At 69.9% G+C, this 22,579-nt stretch carries 21 protein-coding genes; 12 read left to right on the top strand and 9 right to left on the bottom strand.

The genetic code is table 11. From position 1 onward, the window contains the following. Entirely contained in the window at nucleotides 1-2,526 is a 2,526-nt protein-coding gene (nirB, locus tag OG207_RS28795) for a nitrite reductase large subunit NirB (RefSeq protein WP_329102222.1), read from the top strand. Continuing rightward, the gene (nirD, locus tag OG207_RS28790; protein WP_327385484.1) at nucleotides 2,523-2,855 is read left to right on the top strand and encodes a nitrite reductase small subunit NirD; all 333 of its coding nucleotides are present in this window, start codon (nucleotides 2,523-2,525) and stop codon (nucleotides 2,853-2,855) included. The genes nirB and nirD overlap by 4 nt, the downstream gene beginning before the upstream one ends. 19 nt (nucleotides 2,856-2,874) lie before the next feature. Here nirD and OG207_RS28785 read toward each other — a convergent pair whose 3' ends face one another. Further along, a complete protein-coding gene (locus OG207_RS28785; RefSeq protein WP_030010766.1) occupies nucleotides 2,875-3,282 on the bottom strand; it encodes a VOC family protein in 408 nt (135 codons plus the stop codon). Between the two features lie 294 nt (nucleotides 3,283-3,576). On the opposite strand from OG207_RS28785, the gene OG207_RS28780 reads away from it, so the two are divergent. Beyond that, on the top strand, nucleotides 3,577-4,737 hold the full coding sequence (locus OG207_RS28780) for an alkaline phosphatase PhoX (protein WP_329102219.1): 1,161 nt from the start codon (nucleotides 3,577-3,579) through the stop codon (nucleotides 4,735-4,737). Nucleotides 4,738-4,948: 211 nt separating this feature from the next. Here the strand turns inward: OG207_RS28780 and OG207_RS28775 are convergent, their stop codons facing one another. The 3 genes from OG207_RS28775 to dusB all read right to left on the bottom strand — a co-directional run bounded on the left by OG207_RS28775 (nucleotide 4,949) and on the right by dusB (nucleotide 10,565). Continuing rightward, nucleotides 4,949-5,947: an ArsR/SmtB family transcription factor gene (locus OG207_RS28775; RefSeq protein WP_329102216.1), complete on the bottom strand. Its 999-nt coding sequence runs from the start codon at nucleotides 5,945-5,947 to the stop codon at nucleotides 4,949-4,951. A gap of 384 nt (nucleotides 5,948-6,331) precedes the next feature. Then, the gene (ppdK, locus tag OG207_RS28770) at nucleotides 6,332-9,040 is read right to left on the bottom strand and encodes a pyruvate, phosphate dikinase (RefSeq protein WP_329102214.1); all 2,709 of its coding nucleotides are present in this window, start codon (nucleotides 9,038-9,040) and stop codon (nucleotides 6,332-6,334) included. A gap of 364 nt (nucleotides 9,041-9,404) precedes the next feature. After that, nucleotides 9,405-10,565, bottom strand: a complete 1,161-nt coding sequence (dusB, locus tag OG207_RS28765) for a tRNA dihydrouridine synthase DusB (protein ID WP_329102212.1) — start codon at nucleotides 10,563-10,565, stop codon at nucleotides 9,405-9,407. Between the two features lie 33 nt (nucleotides 10,566-10,598). Between dusB and OG207_RS28760 the strand changes: the two genes are divergently transcribed. Next, nucleotides 10,599-12,047, top strand: coding sequence for an MFS transporter (locus OG207_RS28760; protein ID WP_329102210.1), 1,449 nt, complete (start codon nucleotides 10,599-10,601; stop codon nucleotides 12,045-12,047). A 19-nt stretch (nucleotides 12,048-12,066) separates the two neighbouring features. Here OG207_RS28760 and OG207_RS28755 read toward each other — a convergent pair whose 3' ends face one another. Then, a complete protein-coding gene (locus tag OG207_RS28755; protein WP_329102208.1) occupies nucleotides 12,067-12,522 on the bottom strand; it encodes a MarR family winged helix-turn-helix transcriptional regulator in 456 nt (151 codons plus the stop codon). Between the two features lie 91 nt (nucleotides 12,523-12,613). Between OG207_RS28755 and OG207_RS28750 the strand changes: the two genes are divergently transcribed. From OG207_RS28750 to OG207_RS28735, 4 genes are all read left to right on the top strand, one after another. Continuing rightward, nucleotides 12,614-12,958, top strand: a complete 345-nt coding sequence (locus OG207_RS28750) for a DoxX family protein (protein WP_329102206.1) — start codon at nucleotides 12,614-12,616, stop codon at nucleotides 12,956-12,958. 54 nt (nucleotides 12,959-13,012) lie between these two features. Continuing rightward, nucleotides 13,013-14,071 carry an aldo/keto reductase gene (locus tag OG207_RS28745; protein WP_329102204.1) on the top strand — a complete coding sequence of 353 codons (1,059 nt, stop codon included), beginning with the start codon at nucleotides 13,013-13,015 and terminating at the stop codon, nucleotides 14,069-14,071. A gap of 21 nt (nucleotides 14,072-14,092) precedes the next feature. Further along, entirely contained in the window at nucleotides 14,093-14,686 is a 594-nt protein-coding gene (locus tag OG207_RS28740; RefSeq protein ID WP_329102201.1) for a TetR family transcriptional regulator, read from the top strand. Between the two features lie 215 nt (nucleotides 14,687-14,901). Beyond that, the gene (locus OG207_RS28735; RefSeq protein WP_329102199.1) at nucleotides 14,902-15,537 is read left to right on the top strand and encodes a VC0807 family protein; all 636 of its coding nucleotides are present in this window, start codon (nucleotides 14,902-14,904) and stop codon (nucleotides 15,535-15,537) included. A gap of 84 nt (nucleotides 15,538-15,621) precedes the next feature. On the opposite strand, the gene OG207_RS28730 is transcribed toward OG207_RS28735, so the two are convergent. Further along, entirely contained in the window at nucleotides 15,622-17,004 is a 1,383-nt protein-coding gene (locus OG207_RS28730) for a glycine--tRNA ligase (RefSeq protein ID WP_329102197.1), read from the bottom strand. Between the two features lie 155 nt (nucleotides 17,005-17,159). On the opposite strand from OG207_RS28730, the gene OG207_RS28725 reads away from it, so the two are divergent. The 4 genes from OG207_RS28725 to OG207_RS28710 all read left to right on the top strand — a co-directional run bounded on the left by OG207_RS28725 (nucleotide 17,160) and on the right by OG207_RS28710 (nucleotide 20,323). After that, complete coding sequence (locus OG207_RS28725) at nucleotides 17,160-18,137, top strand: metal ABC transporter substrate-binding protein (RefSeq protein ID WP_329102195.1); 978 nt, start codon at nucleotides 17,160-17,162, stop codon at nucleotides 18,135-18,137. A gap of 27 nt (nucleotides 18,138-18,164) precedes the next feature. Then, nucleotides 18,165-18,959: a metal ABC transporter ATP-binding protein gene (locus OG207_RS28720; RefSeq protein WP_329107955.1), complete on the top strand. Its 795-nt coding sequence runs from the start codon at nucleotides 18,165-18,167 to the stop codon at nucleotides 18,957-18,959. After that, nucleotides 18,959-19,822 (top strand): metal ABC transporter permease, encoded by an 864-nt coding sequence (locus OG207_RS28715; protein ID WP_329102193.1) that lies wholly within the window; start codon nucleotides 18,959-18,961, stop codon nucleotides 19,820-19,822. The genes OG207_RS28720 and OG207_RS28715 overlap by 1 nt, the downstream gene beginning before the upstream one ends. A gap of 72 nt (nucleotides 19,823-19,894) precedes the next feature. After that, on the top strand, nucleotides 19,895-20,323 hold the full coding sequence (locus OG207_RS28710; RefSeq protein WP_078626133.1) for a Fur family transcriptional regulator: 429 nt from the start codon (nucleotides 19,895-19,897) through the stop codon (nucleotides 20,321-20,323). On the opposite strand, the gene OG207_RS28705 is transcribed toward OG207_RS28710, so the two are convergent. The 3 genes from OG207_RS28705 to recO are packed head-to-tail and all read right to left on the bottom strand — an operon-like array spanning nucleotide 20,320 to nucleotide 22,482. Then, entirely contained in the window at nucleotides 20,320-20,856 is a 537-nt protein-coding gene (locus tag OG207_RS28705; protein ID WP_329102191.1) for a YcxB family protein, read from the bottom strand. The genes OG207_RS28710 and OG207_RS28705 overlap by 4 nt on opposite strands. 49 nt (nucleotides 20,857-20,905) lie before the next feature. After that, nucleotides 20,906-21,724: an isoprenyl transferase gene (locus tag OG207_RS28700; RefSeq protein WP_189736837.1), complete on the bottom strand. Its 819-nt coding sequence runs from the start codon at nucleotides 21,722-21,724 to the stop codon at nucleotides 20,906-20,908. An 11-nt stretch (nucleotides 21,725-21,735) separates the two neighbouring features. Beyond that, nucleotides 21,736-22,482 (bottom strand): DNA repair protein RecO, encoded by a 747-nt coding sequence (gene recO, locus OG207_RS28695; protein ID WP_030009060.1) that lies wholly within the window; start codon nucleotides 22,480-22,482, stop codon nucleotides 21,736-21,738. Between the last annotated feature and the right edge of the window lie 97 nt (nucleotides 22,483-22,579).

The raw sequence follows: 22,579 nt of genomic DNA, 5'->3' as shown, positions 1-22,579 counted from the left end.
ATGTCCGAGCCCCTGCCCACGATCGTGCTCATCGGGCACGGCATGGTCGGCCAGCGTTACCTCGAGGCACTCGCCGAGCGCGGGGCCACCGCCACGCACCGGATCACCGTGCTCTGCGAAGAGCCCCGGCCCGCCTACGACCGCGTGCACCTGACCTCGTACTTCTCCGGCAGCACCGCCGAGGACCTGTCCATGACGCCCGCCGGGTTCATGGCGGAGCACGGCATCGCCCTCCACCTCGACGACCCCGCCGAGCACATCGACCGGGCCGCCCGCACCGTCACCTCCCGGTCCGGTCAGGTGTTCCCGTACGACGTCCTCGTGCTGGCCACCGGCAGCTATCCCTTCGTGCCTCCGGTCCCGGGCAAGGACGCCCCCGGCTGCTTCGTCTACCGCACGATCGAGGACCTGCTCGCGATCGAGGAGTACGCGAAGACCAGGAGCTCCGGCGCGGTCGTCGGCGGCGGTCTCCTCGGCCTGGAGGCCGCCGGCGCCCTCCAGGGGCTGGGCCTGGCCACCCGCATCGTCGAGTTCGCCCCGCGCCTGATGCCCGTACAGGTCGACGAGGGCGGCGGCGCGGCCCTGCTGCGCACCATCGAGTCCATGGGGCTGACCGTCCACACCGGCGTCGGCACCCAGGAGGTGGTGACCGGCGCGGACGGCCACGTCAGCGGAATGCGACTCTCCGACGGCTCCACCGTCGACACCGACCTCGTCGTCTTCTCCGCCGGCGTCCGCCCCCGCGACCAGCTGGCCCGCGACGCCGGACTGGACGTCGGCGAGCGCGGCGGCATCGCGGTCGACGCCCGCTGCCGCACCTCCGACGCGCACGTCTACGCCATCGGCGAGTGCGCCCTCGCCGTCGACGGCCGGGTCTACGGCCTGGTCGCCCCCGGCTACGAGATGGCCGAGACGGCCGCCGACGACCTGCTGGGCCGTGCGAAGGAATTCACCGGAGCCGACCTCTCCACCAAGCTCAAGCTCCTCGGCGTGGACGTGGCCTCCTTCGGCGACGCCCACGGGGCCGCCCCGGACAGCCTCGACGTCGTCTGGTCCGACTCACGCTCCGGGGTCTACAAGAAGCTGGTCGTCTCCCCCGACGGCGTCCTCCTCGGCGGGGTGTTGGTCGGCGACGCGGACTCCTACGGGCTGCTGCGCCCGCTCACCGGAAGCGTCCCGCCCGTGGCCCCCGAGCAGCTGGTGCTGCCCGCCGGGGTCGGCGCCCCGGTCGCGCTCGGCCCGTCCGCGCTCCCCGACCACGCGGTGATCTGCTCCTGCCACAACGTCACCAAGAAGGCCATCGCCGCCTGCTCCACCCTGGCCGAGGTCAAGAAGTGCACCAAGGCGGGCACCGGCTGCGGCTCTTGCGTCAAGGTGATCGGGCAACTGCTGCCCGCCGCCACCGACAAGGGGCTGTGCGGCTGCTTCCCCTTCACCCGGGCCGAGCTCTACGAGATCGTCCGCACCCGCCGGCTCACCTCGTACGAGGAGATCCTCGACGGCCACGGCCGCCCGGAGGCCCGCGGCGGCGACGGCTGCGAGGTCTGCAAGCCCACCATCGGCTCGATCATCGCCTCGCTCGCCCCGACCCTCGGCGCGAGCGGCTACGTCCTGGACGGGGAACAGGCCGCCCTCCAGGACACCAACGACCACTTCCTCGCGAACATGCAGCGCAACGGCTCCTACTCGGTCGTCCCGCGCATCCCCGGCGGTGAGATCACCCCCGACAAGCTGATCGTGATCGGCGAGGTGGCCCGCGACTTCGGCCTCTACACGAAGATCACCGGCGGCCAGCGGATCGACCTCTTCGGCGCGAGCGTGGACCAGCTCCCGCGGATCTGGGCCCGGCTCGTCGACGCCGGGTTCGAGTCCGGACACGCCTACGGGAAGGCCCTGCGCACGGTGAAGTCCTGCGTGGGGCAGACCTGGTGCCGCTACGGGGTCCAGGACAGCGTCCGGATGGCCATCGACCTGGAGCTCCGCTACCGGGGGCTGCGCGCCCCGCACAAACTCAAGTCGGCGGTCTCGGGCTGCGCCCGCGAGTGCGCGGAGGCGCAGAGCAAGGACTTTGGCGTCATCGCGACGGCGAGTGGCTGGAACCTGTACGTCGGCGGCAACGGCGGCGCCACCCCGCGCCACGCCGACCTGCTGGCCCAGGACCTGTCGGACGCGGAACTGGTCCGGCTGATCGACCGGTTCCTGATGTTCTACATCCGCACCGCCGACCGGCTGGAGCGGACCTCCACCTGGCTGGAGCGGCTGGAGGGGGGCCTGGACCACCTGCGGGACGTGGTCGTGCACGACTCGCTGGGGCTGTGCGCGGAGCTGGAGGCCCTGATGGCCGACCACGTGGCGCACTACCGGGACGAATGGGCCGAGACCCTCCAGGACCCGGAGCGGCTGCGCCGGTTCGTGTCCTTCGTCAACGCGCCCGGCGCCCCCGACCCGACCGTGAAGTTCGTTCCCGAGCGCGACCAGGTCAAGCCCGACCTGGCCGTCCTGACCATAGGAGGAGCCGTCCGATGACCGTGGAACTGCAGGTTGCGCAGGGCTGGCTGACGGTGTGCGAGCTGTCCTCGCTCATCCCCGGGCGCGGGGTGGCGGCGCTGCTGCCCGACGGGAGCCAGGCCGCGGTGTTCGTCGACCGCGCGGGGCGCCCGTACGCCATCGGCAACCAGGACCCCTTCACCGGGGCGCACGTGCTCTCGCGCGGGCTGGTGGGGACGGCGGGGGGCCGGCCCTTCGTGGCTTCGCCGCTGCTGAAGCAGCGCTTCGACCTGGAGTCGGGGCGCTGCCTGGACGACGAGGAGACGGTGGTCCGGACCTACCCGGTGCGGACCGCCGTGACCTCGTGACCCCGTGCGGGTGACGTCGTCAGCCCTGGACCATCGACGGGTCCATCCACATGATCTCCCAGGTGTGACCGTCGAGGTCGTCGAAGGCACGGCCGTACATGACGCCGTGGTCCTGGGCCGGCCGGGGCTCGGTGGCGCCGGCCGCCAGGGCCCCGTCCACCAGCTCGTCGACCGCGGTGCGGCTCTCGGCGCTCAGACAGAGCAGCACCTCGGACGTCTTCGTTGCGTCCGCGATCTCCTTGTGGGTGAAGTCCTTGTAGCGGGCCTCGGTCAGGAGCATCGCGACGATGGTGTCGCTGATGACCATCGAGGCACAGTTCTCGTCGGTGAACTGGGCGTTGAAGGAGTAGCCCAGCTTGCTCCAGAAGGCCTTGCTGGCGTCCAGGTCCTTGACCGGCAGGTTGACGAAGATCATGGTGGCGGACATCGAGGTCCCTCTTCTCTCGTGTGTAGCGCTCGGTGCGTGCGGCTCGGTGCGTGCTGCTCGGTGCTTTCGAGAGGTAGACCTCGGGTCCCCGGGAAACTCATCGCTCTCCCGGAAGTTTCTTCGCGGAAAGTGCCGTGGTGCGCCGCGCCACGCCGTGGCCGGCGGATTGCACGTTGAGCGGTCGCTCGTGCGTCACGGGGAGTTGGCGCCGCGGCAACTGGCACCTCCTAGGTTCCTCCACGCGTGCGACCCGCGTCCGACCGGCCGCGGGGCCTTCCTCCCACAGGAGTGACCGTGGAACGTCGTACCTTCCTGCGCGGCGCAGTGATCGGTTCGTCGGCCGCCGCCTTCGGCGGCACGTTGATGCACGGGGCCGCCTACGCCGCCCCCGCCCAGCCGGGTGCCGGACCCTACGGGGCGCTCGGCGCGGCCGACGCCAACGGCATCATGCTCCCCAGCGGCTTCACCAGCCGGGTCATCGCCCGCTCGGGCCAGATCGTCAGCGGCACCTCGTACACCTGGCACGACGCCCCCGACGGCGGTGCGTGTTTCGTCGACGGCTCGGGCTGGATCTACGTGTCCAACTCGGAGATCAACCCCTCCGGCGGTGCGAGCGCCGTCAAGTTCAACTCCTCCGGCACCGTCACCGGCGCCTACCGCATCCTGTCCAACACCCGGCAGAACTGCGCGGGCGGCAAGACCCCCTGGAACACCTGGCTGTCCTGCGAGGAGGTCAGCCTCGGCTACGTCTACGAGACAGACCCGTACGGGGTGAACGCGGCCGTGCAGCGGCCTGCGATGGGCCGGTTCAAGCACGAGGCGGCCGCCGCCGACCCGGTGCGCCAGGTGATCTACCTGACCGAGGACGAGACGAGCGGCTGCTTCTACCGCTTCGTCCCGACCACCTGGGGCAACCTCTCCTCCGGCACGCTCCAGGTCCTCAAGGCCGGCACCGCCACCTCCGGCTCCTTCACCTGGCAGAACGTCCCGGACCCCGACGGCTCCCCGACGGCGACCCGCAGCCAGGTCTCCGGGTCGAAGAAGTTCAACGGCGGCGAGGGCTGCCACTACGCCAACGACACGGTCTGGTTCACCACCAAGGGCGACAACCGGGTCTGGCAGCTGAACCTCACGAACAACACCTACGAGCTGGCCTACGACGACTCGCTCGTGCCCGGCGGCGCGGCCCCGCTGACCGGCGTCGACAACGTCACCGGGTCCTCGTACGGCGACCTGTACGTCGCCGAGGACGGCGGCAACATGGAGATCTGCGTGATCACGCCGGACGACGTGGTGGCGCCCTTCCTGCGGTTCACCGGCCAGTCCTCCTCCGAGATCACCGGCCCGGCGTTCTCGCCCGCCGGCAACCGGCTCTACTTCTCCAGCCAGCGCGGTACGAGCGGCAGCTCGTCCGGCGGCATCACCTACGAGGTGACGGGCCCCTTCCGCACCTGAGCCCCCACCCTTCCAGCCCCGCCAGGGGGGCACCTCCCGGCGGTAGCCGGGGGCGTTTGAGGCGCGGGGGCCTCCGGGCAGCGCCCCGCTCTCCCAGCCCCGCCGGCGTTTGAGGCGCGGGGGCCCGGGGGCAGCGCCCCCGCAACGGACCGGCACCCGCACGACCGGCCGCACCCCCACGGGCAACCCCGCAGGGGTGCGGCGGCCGCGTTCACGAGGCCACCGCCCCACCCTTCAGCAGCGCGGCCCCCAACGGCGTCACCGTGTGCAGCACCGCGTTCCCCCGCCGCAGCGTGGTTACCAGCCCCGCCTCCCGCATCACACAGGCGTGCTGGCTCGCGGAGGCCAGCGAGACCCCGGCCCGGCGGGCCAGCTCGCTGGTGGTCGCTCCGTCCCCTATCGCCCGCAGCACGACCGAGCGGGTGTGCCCGACCAGCTTGCCCAGGGTGCGCTGGCGCTGCTCCTCCACGGGCCGGGCCGCCTCGCCGCCCGCGGGCGCCGAGGCCAGCTGCGCGGCGGCCGGGTAGACGAGCACGGGCGGTAGCTCCGGATCGTGCAGGGTCACCGCGGTGCGCCGGCAGAAGAAGGACGGCTGGAGCAGCAGCCCGCGCCCCCGCAGCCGTACGTCGCGGTCCACCGGGTAGTCGCACTCCAGCACCGGAGCCCGCCAGCGCAGCATCGGCGGCAGCGAGTCCAGCAGTTCGTCCGCACCGCCGTCCAGCAGGGCCCGGCCGCGCGCCGCGCGCTCGGCTTCTATCTGGGCCTGTATGTGCGTCCAGTACGGCTCCACGGCGGCCCGGTGGTACGCGCGGAGCTCGCCCATGAGCCGTGGCAGCTGCTTGTCGCCGCCGTCCATGAACTCCCGTAGCCGCGGCGTCATCGGCGCACCGGCGCCCAGCAGCTGCAGCTCGCGCCGCATGCGCTCGGAGCGGATCCCGCGCAGCGCGTCGAGGCCCACGTCCCACCCGTACTGCCCCTCCACAGGGGTCAAGAAATCGGGGAAATAACCACGACTCGGTATGAGCATACCGAGCGTGCGTGTTTCACTATTCAACCTGCTCCGGGTTTCCGTACGCCATTCACCGAACAACCGGGCATCGCGCCGGTCCCTTAAGCGGTGAAAGCTCAGAATCGTTTCCCACAACGCATCGGGACGCCCTGCCATCCGTACGCGTGCCAGGTCCACTCCAGTGAAATGGATACGCAGCACCGAACCCCCACCTGTGCAACCGCAATCCCCCCGCCCCATGAGTATGCACGCCGTCACACGTTGTCACCACGCCCTTTCGGCCACAGTTGAAACCCCTTTCGGCGGGGGCGTGACAACCGAAATCCTGTACTCCGCCGGGCACACTCCGGTGCGACCGAAACGCTCCGCGAAGGCCGTGGGGGGCTTTGCGGGGCCTGGCGGTCGGTCGCACCGGGAAGCGCCGACGTGCCCGGCAGAATGACAGCGGCGGTGGACGGGTGGGGATCCGTCCACCGCCTGCTGGCGTAAAGATTTGTTGAACAAACAAAAAGAGGCGCGCCCGCCCCCGGGCAGTCAGGGAACCCGGGGACAGGCGCGGTCTATGGGGCCTTGGCGGCCCGTGGGTCAGCGGCTGTCGCTGCCCTTCGCCTCGGCGGCCGCACGGCCGGCCTCAAGGCGCGCCACCGGAATCCGGAAGGGCGAGCAGGAGACGTAGTCGAGGCCGACCTCGTGGAAGAAGTGGACGGACTCGGGGTCGCCGCCGTGCTCGCCGCAGACGCCGAGCTTGAGGTCGGGACGGGTGGCCCGGCCCAGCTTGGCCGCGTGCCGGACCAGCGAGCCGACGCCGTCCTTGTCGATGGTCTCGAAGGGCGAGACCCCGAAGATGCCCTTCTCCAGATAGGCGGTGAAGAAGCTGGCCTCGACGTCGTCGCGGGAGAAGCCCCACACCGTCTGGGTCAGGTCGTTCGTGCCGAAGGAGAAGAACTGCGCGGCCTCGGCGATCTGGTCGGCGGTCAGCGCGGCGCGCGGCAGCTCGATCATCGTGCCGATGGTCAGCTTGAGGTTGGTGCCGGTCGCGGCCTCGACCTCGGCGATGACCGCGTCGGCCTCGTCGCGGACGATCTCCAGCTCCTGGACGGTGCCCACGAGCGGGACCATGATCTCGGCGCGCGGGTCGCCCTTGGCGTTCTTGCGCTCGGCGGCGGCCTCAGCGATCGCCCGGACCTGCATCTTGAACAGGCCGGGGATGACCAGGCCGAGGCGGACGCCGCGCAGACCCAGCATCGGGTTCTGCTCGTGCAGCTTGTGCACGGCCTGGAGCAGGCGCAGGTCGTTCTCGTTGTGGTCCTTGCGGGACTCGGCAAGGGCGACGCGCACCGACAGCTCGGTGATGTCGGGCAGGAACTCGTGCAGCGGCGGGTCCAGGAGGCGGACGGTGACGGGCAGGCCGTCCATCGCCTCGAACAGCTCGACGAAGTCCTTCTTCTGCAGCGGCAGGAGGGCACTGAGTGCCTCCTCGCGCTCGCCGTCGGTGTCCGCGAGGATCAGTCGCTCCACCAGTTCACGGCGCTCGCCGAGGAACATGTGCTCGGTGCGGCACAGGCCGATGCCCTGGGCGCCGAAGCGGCGGGCGCGCAGCGCGTCCTCGGCGTTGTCGGCGTTGGCGCGCACCCGCAGGCGGCGGACGCGGTCCGCGTAGGCCATGATCCGGTGCACGGCGGCGACGAGCTCGTCGGCGTCGTCGGCGCCGGCGTGCATGCGGCCCTCGAAGTACTCGACGACCGGGGACGGTACGACGGGTACCTCACCGAGGTAGACCTTGCCGGTGGAGCCGTCGATGGAGACGACGTCGCCCTCTTCGATGACCGTCTCGCCGACCGTCATGCGGCGGCGCTTGGTGTCGACGTCGAGCTCCTCGGCGCCGCAGACGCAGGTCTTGCCCATGCCGCGGGCGACGACGGCGGCGTGCGAGGTCTTGCCGCCGCGCGAGGTCAGGATGCCCTCGGAGGCGATCATGCCGTCCAGGTCGTCGGGGTTGGTCTCGCGGCGGATCAGGATGACCTTCTCGCCGGAGCGGGACCACTTGACGGCCGTGTAGGAGTCGAAGACGGCCTTGCCGACCGCCGCGCCCGGGGAGGCGGCGATGCCGCGACCGAGCAGGGCCGTCTTGGCGCCCTCGTCGAAGCGCGGGAACATCAGCTGGGCCAGCTGGTGGCCGCTGACGCGCTGGAGGGCCTCGGCCTCGTCGATCAGGCCCTGGTCCACGAGCTGGGTGGCGATGCGGAACGCCGCGCCCGCGGTGCGCTTGCCGACGCGGGTCTGGAGCATCCACAGCTGGCCGCGCTCGATGGTGAACTCGATGTCGCAAAGATCCTTGTAGTGGGTCTCCAGCGTCGTCATGATCGTCATGAGCTGGTCGTACGAGGCCTTGTCGATGGCCTCCAGGTCCGCGAGCGGCACGGTGTTGCGGATGCCCGCGACGACGTCCTCGCCCTGGGCGTTCTGCAGGTAGTCGCCGTAGACGCCCGCGTGGCCGCTGGCGGGGTCACGGGTGAAGGCGACGCCGGTGCCGGAGTCGGGGCCGAGGTTGCCGAAGACCATGGAGCAGATGTTGACCGCGGTGCCGAGGTCGCTCGGGATGCGCTCCTGGCGGCGGTAGAGCTTGGCGCGGTCGGTGTTCCACGAGTTGAAGACGGCCTCGACGGCGAGGTCGAGCTGCTCGCGGGCGTCCTGCGGGAACTCGCGGCCGGCCTGCTTGGCGACGATCTTCTTGAAGCGGGTGACCAGCTTCTTCAGGTCGGCGGCGTCGAGGTCGGTGTCGATGGTGACCTTCTTGGCGGCCTTGGCCTCGTCGAGGGCTTCCTCGAAGAGCTCGCCGTCGACGTCCAGCACGGTCTTGCCGAACATCTGGATGAGGCGGCGGTACGAGTCCCAGGCGAAGCGGTCGTTGCCGGCCTGGGAGGCGAGGCCCTTCACGGACTCGTCGGAGAGGCCGATGTTCAGGACGGTGTCCATCATGCCGGGCATCGAGAACTTCGCGCCGGAACGCACGGAGACCAGCAGCGGGTCGTCCGACTGTCCGAGCTTCTTGCCCATCTTCGCCTCGAGGGCGGCAAGGTGGGCGCTGACCTCTTCGCGCAGCTCGGCCGGGGCCGTACCGCTCTCGAGGTAGACCTTGCAGGCCTCGGTGGTGATGGTGAAGCCGGGAGGGACCGGCAGACCCAGGTTGGTCATCTCGGCGAGGTTGGCACCCTTGCCACCGAGAAGGTCCTTGAGGTCGCGGTTGCCCTCGGTGAAGTCGTAGACGAACTTCTGATCTTTGTTTTCCGACACGGGTCTCGACTCCTCGAGGCTCGGTGGCTGCCCTGACGGCCAGGAACATACCCAGATCGAAGGCTTCTGGGTACGTCCACTTGGTCGTCATATGGCTGTAACCACCCGTGCGCCAGCAGATCGAAAGTAACTCATGGGTAATCAGAAAGTAGGAAGAGCGTTCACATCCCGAAGGGCGAGGGGGCTCCTGAGGCCTGATCACGCTCGGATGAGCGATCATCGATACATTTGCGTTCAAGTATTGAACGCACAAAGGGTGGCACCCAGTGCCACCCTTTGAAAGTCTTACCCGTGATTTCTGCGCTCATCTGAGCGAAACCCTTCCCATGCGTGGCGTATATCACGCACCACGGAGGGCGATTTGTCAGCCTCCGGAGGTGTCCAGTTCAGCGTCCTCGCTCACACCCGCGCAGTCGTACGGGTCCTTCAGCCAGCCGTCCGGCAGGACAACTCGGTTGTTTCCGGACGTCCGACCGCGAGGCCCGTCCGCACTCTCCGGCCACGCTTGATCCAGATCGAGCTCGCTCAGATGAGCGTCGAGCTCGGCCAGGGACGAGGTGACCCCGAGCTTCTTGCGCATCTCGGAACCCACCGAGAAGCCCTTGAGGTACCAGGCCACGTGCTTACGGAAGTCGATCACCCCGCGCGCCTCGTCGCCGATCCACTCCCCCAGCAGTTGCGCGTGGCGGTGCATGGTGGTCGCCACCTCGCGCAGGGTGGGCTTGTGGAAGTCCTCGGGGCGCCCCTCGAAGGCCGCCACCAGGTCGTTAAACAGCCACGGCCGCCCCAGGCAGCCGCGCCCCACGACCACGCCGTCGCAGCCGGTCTCGCGGACCATGCGCAGCGCGTCCTCCGCGCACCAGATGTCGCCGTTGCCGAGCACCGGGATCTCCGGTACGTGTTCCTTCAGCCGGGCGATGGCCTCCCAGTCGGCGGTGCCGCCGTAGTGCTGGGCGGTGGTCCGGCCGTGCAGGGCTATGGCGGTGACGCCCTCCTCGACGGCGATCCGGCCCGCGTCGAGGTAGGTGAGGTGCTCGTCGTTGATGCCCTTGCGCATCTTCATCGTGACCGGCAGGTCGCCGGCGCCGGCGACGGCCTCGCGCAGGATCGCGCGCAGCAGGTTGCGCTTGTACGGGAGGGCCGAGCCGCCGCCCTTGCGGGTCACCTTGGGGACCGGGCAGCCGAAGTTGAGGTCGATGTGGTCGGCGCGGTCCTCTTCGACGATCATGCGGACCGCCTTGCCGACCGTGACCGGGTCCACCCCGTACAGCTGAATCGAGCGGGGCTTCTCGGTCTCGTCGAAGTGGATCAACTGCATGGTCTTCTCGTTGCGCTCGACCAGGGCGCGGGTCGTGATCATCTCGCTCACGAACAGCCCCTTGCCGCCCGAGAACTCCCGGCAGAGGGTACGGAACGGGGCATTGGTGATGCCGGCCATGGGTGCGAGCACCACCGGGGGCTGCACGGTGTGCGGGCCGATCGCGAGGGGCGGGGGGAGCGTGGTCATCCGCCCATTGTCCCGCATGCCGAGGGGGTGGGGGGGACGTAGCATCGGCGCATGATCGAGCCGAGTCCCCGGCAGCGCACGCTCGTCCTCGCGATCTGCTGCATGAGCCTGCTGATCGTGAGCCTCGACAACACCGTGCTGAACGTCGCTCTGCCCTCGATGCGCCGCGACCTGGACGCCTCGGTCTCGGGGCTGCAGTGGAGCATCGACGCCTACACCCTCGTACTGGCCTCGCTGCTGATGCTCGCGGGGTCCACGGCCGATCGGATCGGGCGCCGGAAGGTCTTCGTGGCCGGTCTGGTGGCCTTCACCGGCGGCTCCCTGCTCTGCTCGCTCGCCCCCAGCCTCGACTGGCTCGTCGTCTTCCGGATGGTGCAGGCGGTGGGCGGCGCGATGCTCAACCCGGTGGCGATGTCGATCATCACCAACACCTTCACCGATCCCGCCGAGCGGGCCCGGGCCATCGGCGTGTGGGGTGCGGTCGGGGGCGTTTCCATGGCGGCGGGTCCCCTGATCGGCGGGGTGCTGGTGGACTCCGTGGGCTGGCGCTCGATCTTCCTGATCAATCTGCCGATCGGTCTGGCGGCGTTCGCGCTGACCTTGCGGCACATCCCCGAGTCCAGGGCGGCCCGGCCGCGCCGTCCGGACCCGCTGGGGCAGGTGCTGGTGATCGCCCTGCTGGGCAGTCTGACGTACGGGATCATCGAAGCACCGGCCGCCGGCTGGCGCTCGCCGCTGATCGTGGGGTGTGCGGTGGTGGCCGTGGCCGCGTTCCTGGGGCTGCTGGTCTACGAGCCCCGCCGCAAGGAGCCGCTGATCGATCTCCGGTTCTTCCGGAGCGCGCCCTTCAGCGGGTCGACCGTGATCGCGATCAGCGCCTTCGCCGGGCTGGCCGGCTTCCTCTTCCTGAACACGCTGTACCTCCAGGACGTACGGGGGCTCAGCGCCCTGCACGCGGGGCTCTACATGCTGCCGATGGCCGGGCTGACCGTCCTGTTCGCGCCGCTGGCCGGGCGGCTGGTGGGCAGTCGGGGGCCGCGGATCTGCCTACTGATCGCGGGGGTGGCCATGGTGTCGAGCGGGCTGCTGTTCGCCCTGTTCGAGGCCGAGACGTCCAACCCGCTCCTGTTCACCGGGTACATGCTGTTCGGGCTCGGCTTCGGCATGGTGAACGCACCGATCACCAATACGGCGGTGTCCGGGATGCCGCGCTCCCAGGCCGGGGTGGCGGCAGCCATCGCCTCCACCAGTCGGCAGACCGGCGGCACCCTGGGCGTCGCGGTGATCGGCTCGGTGCTGGCGGCCGGGCTGGCGAACGGCTCGGACTTCTCGGGCGCGGCCCAACCGGCCTGGTGGATCATCACGATCTGCGGGCTGCTCGTCCTGGTCGTGGGCGCGGCAACGAGCGGTGCGTGGGCCCGTGCGACGGCGGAACGGACCGCCCGCACCCTGGAGGACGCGGTCGGCGCCGCCGCCGTGACGGGTTCCCCGCGGACTTGAGGATCCTCCGCCCGGGCGGCTAATCGCCGCAGCTGAAGTCCTCGGCCGAGATGTTGACCCGGTCGAGGAGGCCGCGCAGGAGGTCGCGCTCCGCGGCCGACAGGCCCGCGAAGATGCCGCTCTCGACCTCGTCGAGGGCGGTGTTCGTCTTGTGGAGGGCCGCTCCCCCGGCTTCGGTGATGGCCACGTTGTGACGGCGCCGGTCGGACGGGTCCCGGCGGCGTTCGGCCAGGCCCTCGCCCTCCAGGTCGTTCAGGATCCCGACGAGCACGCTCGGGTCCACCTCCAGCCGCTCGGCGAGCGCCCGCTGGCTGATGGGGCCGCCCTCCAGGTGCATCAGCGTCATCGCGTGCCGGGGAGTGAGTCCGGCCGCGCCGAGCGCCCGCTTCATCCGCGTCTGGGTGACCGAGCCGTGCCAGGCCAGCAGCAGGCCCAGCCGCTGCGGAGGGTGCGGTCCGTCCTGATCTGCCGTCATGGTCCACATCGTAGCAACCAGGAAATGATTGCATTCGAGATATCGTTGATGCTATTCAATGGTTTCACATTACCGACCGTTGGAGATCTTCATGTTCATCGCCTACGCCGTCGTCGGCGTCCTGCTCGCCCTCGTCCTCACCGCCTCCGCCACCTTCACTCTCCAGCGCAACGACCAGATCGTGGCGAGCATGCAGAAGGTCCGGGTCCCGGACTCGTGGCTGCCGCGCCTCGCCACGCTCAAGGCCGCGGGCGCGATCGGCCTGGTGGCCGGCCTGTGGGTGACTCCGCTCGGGGTGGCCGCGGCGGCCGGCGTGACCCTCTACTTCATCGGCGCGGTCATCAGCCACCTCCGGGTCAAGGACTACGAGCTGGCACCGGCGGCCGTCTTGACCCTGGCCGCGGCGGCCGCCCTGGCGCTGCGGATCCTCGCCTGACACTGACGAGTGACAGATATTGAAATCTGTCACTCGTCATGCCATTCTCGTTCCATGACGACGAACGAGAGCACCCACACGACCGCCGACCGCCGCACCCTGGGCAGCACCGGCCCCACCCTTTTCCCGTTGGGGCTGGGCTGCATGGGGATGTCCGCCCTCTACGGGGAGGCGGACCGCGCCGAGTCCCTCGCGACCATCCACGCCTATCTGGACGCCGCCCCCGACGGCACGCACACACTGCTGGACACCGGCGACTTCTACGGCATGGGGCACAACGAACTGCTGATCGCCGAGGCCCTGAGCACGGCGCCCGCCGAGGCCCGCGAGCGGGCGCTGACCAGCGTCAAGTTCGGCGCGCTGCGCACGGTCGAGGGCGGCTTCACCGGTTACGACGGCCGGCCGGAGGCCGTCAAGAACTTCCTGGCCTACTCGCTCCAGCGGCTCGGCCGGGACCACATCGACATCTACCGGATCGCGCGGGTTGACCCGGACGTACCGATCGAGGAGACCGTCGGGGCCATCGCCGAGGCGGTCGAGGCCGGACACGTGCGCCACATCGGCCTCTCGGAGGTCGGCGCGGACACCCTGCGCCGAGCCGCTGCCGTCGCCCCGATCTCCGACCTCCAGATCGAGTACTCGCTGATCTCCCGCGGCATCGAGGCCGAGATCCTGCCGACCGCCCGCGAGCTCGGCATAGGGATCACGGCGTACGGGGTGCTGTCCCGCGGCCTCATCAGCGGTCACTTCACCCGCGACCGCGCACTGGCCCCGGGCGACTTCCGCGGCATGAGCCCCCGCTTCCAGGGCGACAACCTCGACCGGAACCTCGACCTGGTGGAGGCGCTGCGCAAGGTGGCCGAGGGCAAGGGCGCGAGCGTCGCCCAGACCGCGATCGCCTGGGTGCTCGCGCAGGGGCCGCGGCACGGGGTCGACATCGTGCCGCTGGTGGGCGCCCGGCGCAGGGACCGGCTTGCCGAGGCACTGGGTGCCATGGACGTCTCGCTCGACGCCGCCGACCTGGCCGCCATCGAGGAAGCGGTCCCGGCGGGCGCCGCGGCGGGCGAGAGGTACCCGGCGGCCCAGATGGCCCACCTCGACAGTGAGCACTGAGCTGACGGTACGGTCGTACCCATGCCTCCCGCTGCTGCCGAGCCCCTGACTCCCGAGCGCATCCTCGCGACCACCGAGGAGGTGCTGCGCCGCTTCGGTCCCACCAAGGCGACCGTGGTGGACGTGGCCCGCGCCCTGGGCGTCAGCCACGGCAGCGTGTACCGGCACTTCCCGTCGAAGGCGGCGCTGCGCGAGGCCGTCACGGACCGCTGGCTGGCCCGGAGCGTGGTCATGCTGGAGGAGATCGCCTCGGCCCCCACCGGCAGCGCCCCCTCCAAGCTGGAGGCGTGGCTGGAGGCCCTCTTCGAGGCCAAGCGCCACAAGGCGGGCGACGACCCGGAACTGTTCGCCACCTACACCGTGCTGCTCGCCGAGAACAGCGGCGTGGTGGACGCGCACCTGAGCGAGCTGATCGACCAGCTGGGCCGGATCATCGCCGAGGGCGTCGCGGCGGGCTCGCTCGCCGCCGAAGACGTGCCGGCGGCGGCCCGCGCGGTCTTCGACGCCACCGGCCGCTTCCACGACCCGCAGTACGCGGCCGACTGGCTCTCGCCGACGATCATCACCGAGTTCGAGGCGGTCACCGCGCTCGTGATCCGGGGCCTGCGCGCCTGACCTGGTGCGATCGCCAGCCGGAATCAGTCACTCCGGACAACTTGATGATCATTTTGGTCCGGTCAGGTTGTTCGCGTCCAGTCAAACTCCTTACGGTCTCCCTACCGCACTTCACCAGGCACGTTTCAGGGGGAACCTTGTCCGCTCCAGCAACTCACTCCACACAACCGGCACCTCCGAAGCGCTCGGGCAGCGCTGCCGTCCTCGGCTGGATCTTGACCATCGGGCTCAACGTGGTCGCGCCGCTGATCACGTACAACATCCTCACCAAGGACCACGGCTGGAGCGAGTTCTCCGCACTCCTGCTCAGCAGCGCCTGGCCGGTGCTCGAGAGCGTCATCAGCCTGGCCTGGCGGCGCAAGCTCGACGAGTTCGCCGTCATCACCATGGTGTTCCTGGTGATCACCGCCGTCGTCTCGCTCGTCGGCGCGCACTCGGCCCGCGCCCTGCTCGTCAAGGACTCGGGGGTCACCGGGCTGTTCGGACTGCTCTGCCTGGGGACGCTGCTGGCGCCGCGCCCGCTGATGTTCTACTTCGGCCGCAAGTTCGCCACCGACGGCACCCCGGAGAGCACCGCCTGGTGGAACGGCCTGTGGCAGTACGAGGGCTTCCGCACCACCATGAACCGGATGACGCTGGTGTGGGGCGTCGCGTACGTCATCGAGGCCCTCGTCCGCATCGCCCTCGCCTACGCGCTGCCCACCGAGACCATGCTGGTGGTCAGCCCGATCATGATCTACGCGGTGCTGGGCGCACTCGGCGCGTGGACCGGCTGGTACGGCAAGCGGTCCAGGGCCGAGGGAGAGCGCCGCGCGGCCGAGGCGGCGGCGCAGGCGGCAGCGGCCTCCTGATCCGGGCCCGCCCCACCCCGAGTAAAGACCGGTGGCCCGGTGCGCTGCGAGCGCACCGGGCCACCGGTCTTCGTGGAGCAGGACCTAGCAACCGAGCAGACGGCTGCCGAGGTAGGCCTGGATCTGGTCCAGCGAGACGCGCTCCTGCTTCATGGTGTCGCGCTCGCGCACGGTCACCGCGTTGTCGTCCAGGGTGTCGAAGTCGACGGTGACGCAGAACGGCGTACCGATCTCGTCCTGGCGACGGTAGCGGCGGCCGATGGCGCCCGCGTCGTCGAACTCGATGTTCCAGAACTTGCGCAGGTCGGCGGCGAGGCCCTTGGCCTTCGGCGACAGCTGCGCGTTGCGGGACAGCGGCAGCACGGCGACCTTGATCGGGGCCAGGCGCGGGTCGAGGCGCATCACGGTGCGCTTCTCCATGACGCCCTTGGCGTTCGGAGCCTCGTCCTCGTTGTACGCGTCGAGCATGAAGGCGAGCATGGCGCGGTTCACGCCGGCCGCCGGCTCGATGACGTACGGGGTGTACTTCTCCTTGGTCTCCTGGTCGAAGTAGACCAGGTCCTGGCCGGAGGCGGCGGAGTGGGCCTTGAGGTCGAAGTCGGTGCGGTTGGCGACGCCTTCGAGCTCGGAGAACTCGTTGCCACCGAAGTTGAAGCGGTACTCGATGTCAGCGGTGCGCTTCGAGTAGTGGGACAGCTTCTCCTTCGGGTGGTCGTACCAGCGGATGTTCTCCTCGCGGATGCCGAGGTCGCGGTACCAGTTCCACCGCTCCTGCATCCAGTACTCCTGCCACTGCTCGTCCTCGCCCGGCTTGACGAAGAACTCCATCTCCATCTGCTCGAACTCGCGCGTGCGGAAGATGAAGTTGCCCGGAGTGATCTCGTTCCGGAAGGACTTGCCCATCTGCGCGATGCCGAAGGGCGGCTTCTTGCGCGAAGTGGTCTGCACCACGGCGAAGTTGGTGAAGATGCCCTGGGCGGTCTCGGGGCGCAGGTACGCCTTCGAGCCGGTGTCCTGGGTCGGGCCGAGGTGGGTCTCCAGCATGCCGGAGAACTGCTTGGGCTCGGTGAACTGGCCCTTCACGCCACAGTTGGGGCAGTTGATGTCGGCGAGACCATTGGCGGGCATCCGGCCGTGCTTGGCCTCGTACGCCTCTTCAAGGTGGTCCGCGCGGTGGCGCTTGTGGCAGGAGGTGCACTCGGTCAGCGGGTCCGAGAAGGTGGCGACGTGGCCGGAGGCCACCCACACCTCGGGGGCCAGGATCACGGAGGAGTCGATACCGACGATGTCCTCACGCCCGGTGACCATGGCCTTCCACCACTGGCGCTTGATGTTCTCCTTGAGCTCGACACCGAGCGGGCCGTAGTCCCAGGCGGCCTTGGAGCCGCCGTAGATCTCACTGCACGGGAAAACGAAGCCACGGCGCTTGCTCAGGCTGACGATGGTTTCGATCTTGTCGGCGGCCACGGTGCTCTCTTCATTACGAGGACGAACGGCGAAGTCTTTAGATTACCGGCGCCCGCACCCCCCCTTTCAAATCGGTTCCCCTTCCACGCCCACCCACCCCGGCCCCCCACCTGGGTTTTTGACAATCGTTTCCATCTTTGATGAAAATGGATGTCATGAACGTACGACGCCTCATACCCACCGCCGCCCTCGCCGGAGCCGTCGCCCTCGGCGCCACGGCCCTAACCGCCTGCTCCGGAGCCGCCGCCGGCGCCGGTGGCAGCAAGGACGGCAAGGTCGGCGTGACGGCGTCGTTCTACCCCATGGCCTTCCTCGCCGAGCAGATCGGCAAGGAGCACGTGAAGGTCGACAGCCTGACCAAGCCCGGCGTCGAACCGCACGACCTGGAGATCACCCCGAAGCAGACCGGGCAGCTCGGCGAGGCCGACGTGGTCCTCTACCTCAAGAGCCTGCAGCCCGCCGTCGACAAGGCCGTCGCCCTGTCCGGCGTGAAGAACGTCGTCGATGCCGCGACCCTCACCGAGTTGGAGGTCCACGGCTCGGCCGGCCACGACCACGGCGCCGAGGGCCACGCCGAGGGCGAGGGCGAGGGCCACGACCACGACGAGGGCGGCAAGGACCCGCACGTCTGGCTCGACCCCGTCAAGTACGCGGAGATCGCCAAGGGGGTCGGCGCCGCCCTGGAGAAGGCCGACCCCGACCACGCCGCGGACTACAAGAAGAACACCGACGAGCTGGTCGGCAAACTGACCGCGCTGGACACGGAGTTCAAGGACGGCCTGAAGAACACGGCCTCCAAGACCTTCATCACCACCCACTCCGCCTTCGGCTACCTCGCCGAGCGCTACGGCCTCGACCAGGAGGGCATCTCCGGCGTCGACCCCGAGTCCGAGCCGAGCCCGGCCCGGATGAAGGATCTTCAGGCCGTCGCGAAGAAGGACAATGTCACCACCGTGTTCTTCGAGACCCTGGCCAGCGACAAGACGGCCAAGACCCTCGCGACGGACACCGGCCTGAAGACCGATGTCCTGGACCCCCTCGAAGGAATCACCAACACGTCCCAGGGCGCTGACTACTTCGAGGTCATGCGGTCCAACCTGAAGAACCTCCAGAAGGCGCTCGGAGCCAAGTAGATGACAGCAGCAACGGAGGCGCGAGCCATGCAGTCCACGCCAGGACGGGCAGCGGACCAGTCACCCGTCATATCCCTGCGCGGGGCCACGGCCTCGCTCGGCTCGCGCCCCGTGCTGCGCGGGATCGACCTCACCGTCCACCGCGGTGAGGTCGTCGCGCTGCTCGGCGCCAACGGCTCAGGCAAGTCCACGGCCGTCCGCGCCGTGGTCGGCCAGGTCCCGCTGACCGACGGAACCCTCAGCCTCTTCGGTACGGACTTCAAGCGCTTCCGCGACTGGTCGCGCATCGGCTACGTCCCCCAGCGCACCACCGCCGCCGGCGGCGTCCCGGCCACCGTCCGCGAGGTCGTCTCCTCCGGCCGGCTCGCCCGCACCCGCTTCGGCCTCCTGCGCAAGGCCGACAGGACGGCCATAGAGCAGGCCCTGGCCCTGGTCGACATGGACTCGTACGCCGACGTCTCGGTGGACGCCCTCTCCGGCGGCCAGCACCAGCGCGTGCTCATCGCCCGGGCGCTCGCCGTCGAACCCGAGCTGCTGATCATGGACGAGCCGATGGCGGGCGTGGACCTCGCCAACCAGGAGGTCCTGGCGAACGCCCTGCGCGCGCAGGTCGCCGCCGGTTCCACCGTCCTGCTCGTCCTGCACGAGCTGGGCCCGCTGGAGCCCCTGATCGACCGCGCCGTCGTCCTGCGCGACGGCTGCGTCGTCCACGACGGCCCGCCCCCGGAGGCCGTGGGGCAGCACGCCCTGCCCGGCCACGACCACGTACACCCCCACGCGGCGCACGACGCCGGGCCCCTGCGGACGGGACTGCTGAGCTGATGGACATCCTCGACTACGCCTTCATGCAGCGCGCGCTGATCGCGGCGGCCCTGGTCGGCATCACGGCCCCCGCCATCGGCACGTACCTCGTCCAGCGCCGCCAGGCGCTCATGGGCGACGGCCTCGGCCACGTCGCCATGACCGGTGTCGCGCTCGGCTTCGTGCTCCAGACCAGCCCGGTCTGGATGGCGACGCTCGTCGCCGTCGTCGGCGCCGTCGGCATGGAACTGATCCGGGCCCGCGGCAGGACCAGCGGAGACGTCGCCCTCGCCATGCTCTTCTACGGCGGCCTCGCGGGCGGCGTCATGATCATCAACCTCGGGGGCGGTCAGACGGCCAGCCTCCTGGGCTCCATGTTCGGCTCGATCACCACGGTCTCCGCCGAGGATGTGACCGCGATGGCGATCCTCGCCGCCTTCGTCCTCGCCGTGGCCATCGGCCTGCGCAGGCAGCTCTTCGCCGTCTGCCAGGACGAGGAGTTCGCCCGGGTCACCGGCCTGCCCGTGCGCGCCCTGAACCTGCTGATCGCGGTCACCGCCGCCGTCACCGTCACCGTCGCGATGCGCATCGTCGGCCTGCTGCTGGTCAGCGCGATGCTGGTGATCCCGGTCGCGGCAGCGCAGCGCCTCACCCGCAGTTTCGCGGCCACGCTGGGCCTGGCCATGGCCATCAGCGTGACCGTCTCGCTGACCGGCACGGCGGCCACCTACTACATCAACGTGCCCTCGGGCGCGACGATCGTGCTGCTCGCGATCGGCGTCTTCATGGTGATGACCGCCCTCTCCGCCCCGTTGGCCCGGCGCCGGGCCAGAGCCGCACTCGCGGCCGAAGAGGTCTGCACGCGCGACGATGTGAAGGTCTAGGGGGCGTCCGATTCGCCGGACGCCCCCTGAAGGGCTGGCACAATGGCCGCAGGCCTATACGAGGAGGAACCGGTGGCGACTGCGCCTGGCGAGATGAATACCGCGCCAGTACGAGGACGATCCACCCGGCAGCGGGCCGCGGTCGCGGCGGCGCTGGACGAGGTGGACGAGTTCCGCAGCGCCCAGGAGCTCCACGACATGCTCAAGCACCGTGGCGACTCCGTGGGCCTGACCACCGTCTACCGCACCCTCCAGTCCCTCGCGGACGCCGGCGAGGTCGACGTCCTGCGGACCAGCGACGGCGAGTCCGTCTACCGCCGCTGCTCCACCGGCGATCACCACCATCACCTGGTCTGCCGCAAGTGCGGCAAGGCCGTCGAGGTGGAGGGCCCGGCCGTGGAGAAGTGGGCGGAGTCCATCGCGGCCGAGCACGGCTACGTGAACGTCGCCCACACGGTGGAGATCTTCGGCACCTGCGCCGACTGCGCCGCCGCCGGCTAGACCCGCTTCAGGTTCCGGTCCAGGATCGCGCGGAGGCGGTCGATGTCGGCGGGCTCCTCGGCCCCCCGCTTCGGCACCACCGCGAGGCAGCTCGCTCGCGGGCCCCCGACCAGGACGAAGAGGTCCGGCGTCTCGGCGTAGTCCGTGAAGAGCTTCCAGTCGGCCGTGTACGACATGGTCTCGCCCGTGGTCGCGGCGCCCCGGTCGTCGACCAGCGTGCGGCACTGCCCGTACTGAACCCACACCGCGTGAAGCCGGCGCGCCATGCCGCGTCGGCCCCGAACGACTCCGAGGAGTCCGGCACCGAGTCCCACCACCGCGCTGACCACGGTGACGACCGGCAGGAACCCGCGGAACAGGCCGAACGCCACCACGAGGGCAGTGGTCATCAGCGGGGGCAGGAGCATCTCCGCGCGCCCCGCTCCCGTCCGCCAGGCACGCACCCGGACGACCCCTTGGAGGTCAGCGAGCGTGAGCTGGTAGACGAAGGCGGCCTGCTCGGTCCGCTGTGCATGATCCTCATCCGTGTTCATGACAGCGGACTCTACCGGCCGGGCGGAATCCGGCCGTCCCGCACCCCCGTCAGGCGGTGGACTCCGGCTGGTTCGGCACGGCGCCGCCGAAGCGGCGGTCGCGCTGGGCGTACTCCAGGCAGGCCGCCCAGAGGTTGCGGCGGTCGAAGTCCGGCCACAGCACGTCCTGGAAGACCATCTCGGCGTACGCGCTCTGCCAGAGCAGGTAGTTGGAGGTCCGCTGCTCGCCGCTCGGGCGCAGGAAGAGGTCCACGTCCGGCATGTCCGGGTAGTACATGTACTTCGCGAAGGTCTTCTCGTTCACCTTCGACGGGTCCAGCCGGCCCGCCGCGACATCGCGGGCGATGGCCTGCGCCGCGTCCGCGATCTCCGCACGGCCGCCGTAGTTGACGCAGAAGTACAGGGTCATGGCGTCGTTGTCGACGGTCTGCTCCTGCGCGACCTGGAGCTCCTGGACGACCGACTTCCACATCTTCGGCATGCGGCCGACCCAACGGATGCGGATGCCCAGCTCGTTCATCTCGTCGCGGCGGCGCCGGATGACGTCGCGGTTGAAGTTCATCAGGAAGCGGACCTCGTCGGGCGAGCGCTTCCAGTTCTCCGTCGAGAAAGCGTACAGGGAGAGGTTCTTGACGCCCATCTCCAGGCAGCCCTTGAGCACATCGAGCACGACGCCCTCGCCGACCTTGTGCCCCTCGGTGCGCGGCAGACCGCGCTCCTTCGCCCAGCGGCCGTTGCCGTCCATGACGACGGCGACGTGGTTCGGGACCAGCTCACCGGGGATCTTCGGCGGGACCGCACCGGACGGGTGCGGCTCGGGAACCTTGTACTCCCGGCGAGAGCGTCCCAGAATCCCGCGTCGTACCATGTGCCCAGCTCCTATTTCTCGACGTATCGCAGGGAGCGTAGCCCGCGCTCCAGATGCCAGTGCAAATAGGCGGAGACCAGCCCGCTGCCCTCCCGCACGTGACGCGCCTCGCACGCGTCGGCATGCCCCCAGTCGCCCGTCAGCAGGGCGCTGAGCAGGGCGATGGCCTCTGATGAGGGTACGACGCTGCCGGGCACCCGGCAGTCCCCGCATATGACCCCGCCCGCGGCGACGGAGAAGTGCCGGTTGGGTCCGTGGATGCCGCACTTCGCGCAGTCCTCGAAGCTGGGCGCGTAGCCGTTGACGGCGAGGGAGCGCAGCAGGAAGGCGTCGAGGATGAGGTGGGGCTCGTGCTCGCCGCGCGAGAGGGTGCGCAGGGCTCCGACGAGCAGCAGGTACTGCTGGACGGCGGGCTCGCCCTCGTTCTCGGTGAACCGCTCGGCGGTTTCCAGCATGGCGGTGCCGGCGGTGTAGCGGGCGTAGTCGGTGACGATGCCGTTGCCGTACGGGGCGATGATCTCGGTCTGGGTGCAGAGCGGGAGGCTGCGGCCGATCAGTTCGCTGCCCCGGGCGAAGAACTGCACGTCGGCGTGGGAGAAAGGTTCCAGCCCGGCGCCGAACTTGGACTTCGTGCGCCGGACCCCGCGGGCGACGGCCCGCACCCGGCCGTGGCCGCGGGTCAGCAGGGTGATGATGCGGTCCGCCTCACCCAGCTTCTGGGTGCGCAGCACGATGCCGTCGTCGCGGAACAGACTCATGCGCCCATTGTCCCGTACGGCGAGGCGACCACGGGCAGTGCGTCCCGGCAACGAACGACAACGAACGGCAGCGACCCCGGCCGGGCGCGGGGCCCGG

This window comes from Streptomyces sp. NBC_01439 (assembly GCF_036227605.1).
Classification (GTDB): Bacteria; Actinomycetota; Actinomycetes; order Streptomycetales; family Streptomycetaceae; genus Streptomyces.
The sequence above is the reverse complement of the archived record's forward strand: the minus strand, read 5'-3'. Positions and strand labels throughout refer to the sequence as shown.

Bases quoted from the DNA above. Each gene is read 5' to 3' on its own strand.
- nirB (WP_329102222.1), top strand. From the start codon at position 1: ATGTCCGAGCCCCTGCCCACGATCGTGCTCATCGGGCACGGCATGGTC.
- nirD (WP_327385484.1), top strand. From the start codon at position 2,523: ATGACCGTGGAACTGCAGGTTGCGCAGGGCTGGCTGACGGTGTGCGAG.
- OG207_RS28785 (WP_030010766.1), bottom strand. From the start codon at position 3,282: ATGTCCGCCACCATGATCTTCGTCAACCTGCCGGTCAAGGACCTGGAC.
- dusB (WP_329102212.1), bottom strand. From the start codon at position 10,565: ATGCGGGACAATGGGCGGATGACCACGCTCCCCCCGCCCCTCGCGATC.
- OG207_RS28760 (WP_329102210.1), top strand. From the start codon at position 10,599: ATGATCGAGCCGAGTCCCCGGCAGCGCACGCTCGTCCTCGCGATCTGC.
- OG207_RS28755 (WP_329102208.1), bottom strand. From the start codon at position 12,522: ATGACGGCAGATCAGGACGGACCGCACCCTCCGCAGCGGCTGGGCCTG.
- OG207_RS28750 (WP_329102206.1), top strand. From the start codon at position 12,614: ATGTTCATCGCCTACGCCGTCGTCGGCGTCCTGCTCGCCCTCGTCCTC.
- OG207_RS28745 (WP_329102204.1), top strand. From the start codon at position 13,013: ATGACGACGAACGAGAGCACCCACACGACCGCCGACCGCCGCACCCTG.
- OG207_RS28740 (WP_329102201.1), top strand. From the start codon at position 14,093: ATGCCTCCCGCTGCTGCCGAGCCCCTGACTCCCGAGCGCATCCTCGCG.
- OG207_RS28725 (WP_329102195.1), top strand. From the start codon at position 17,160: ATGAACGTACGACGCCTCATACCCACCGCCGCCCTCGCCGGAGCCGTC.
- OG207_RS28720 (WP_329107955.1), top strand. From the start codon at position 18,165: ATGCAGTCCACGCCAGGACGGGCAGCGGACCAGTCACCCGTCATATCC.
- OG207_RS28715 (WP_329102193.1), top strand. From the start codon at position 18,959: ATGGACATCCTCGACTACGCCTTCATGCAGCGCGCGCTGATCGCGGCG.
- OG207_RS28705 (WP_329102191.1), bottom strand. From the start codon at position 20,856: ATGAACACGGATGAGGATCATGCACAGCGGACCGAGCAGGCCGCCTTC.
- OG207_RS28700 (WP_189736837.1), bottom strand. From the start codon at position 21,724: ATGGTACGACGCGGGATTCTGGGACGCTCTCGCCGGGAGTACAAGGTT.
- recO (WP_030009060.1), bottom strand. From the start codon at position 22,482: ATGAGTCTGTTCCGCGACGACGGCATCGTGCTGCGCACCCAGAAGCTG.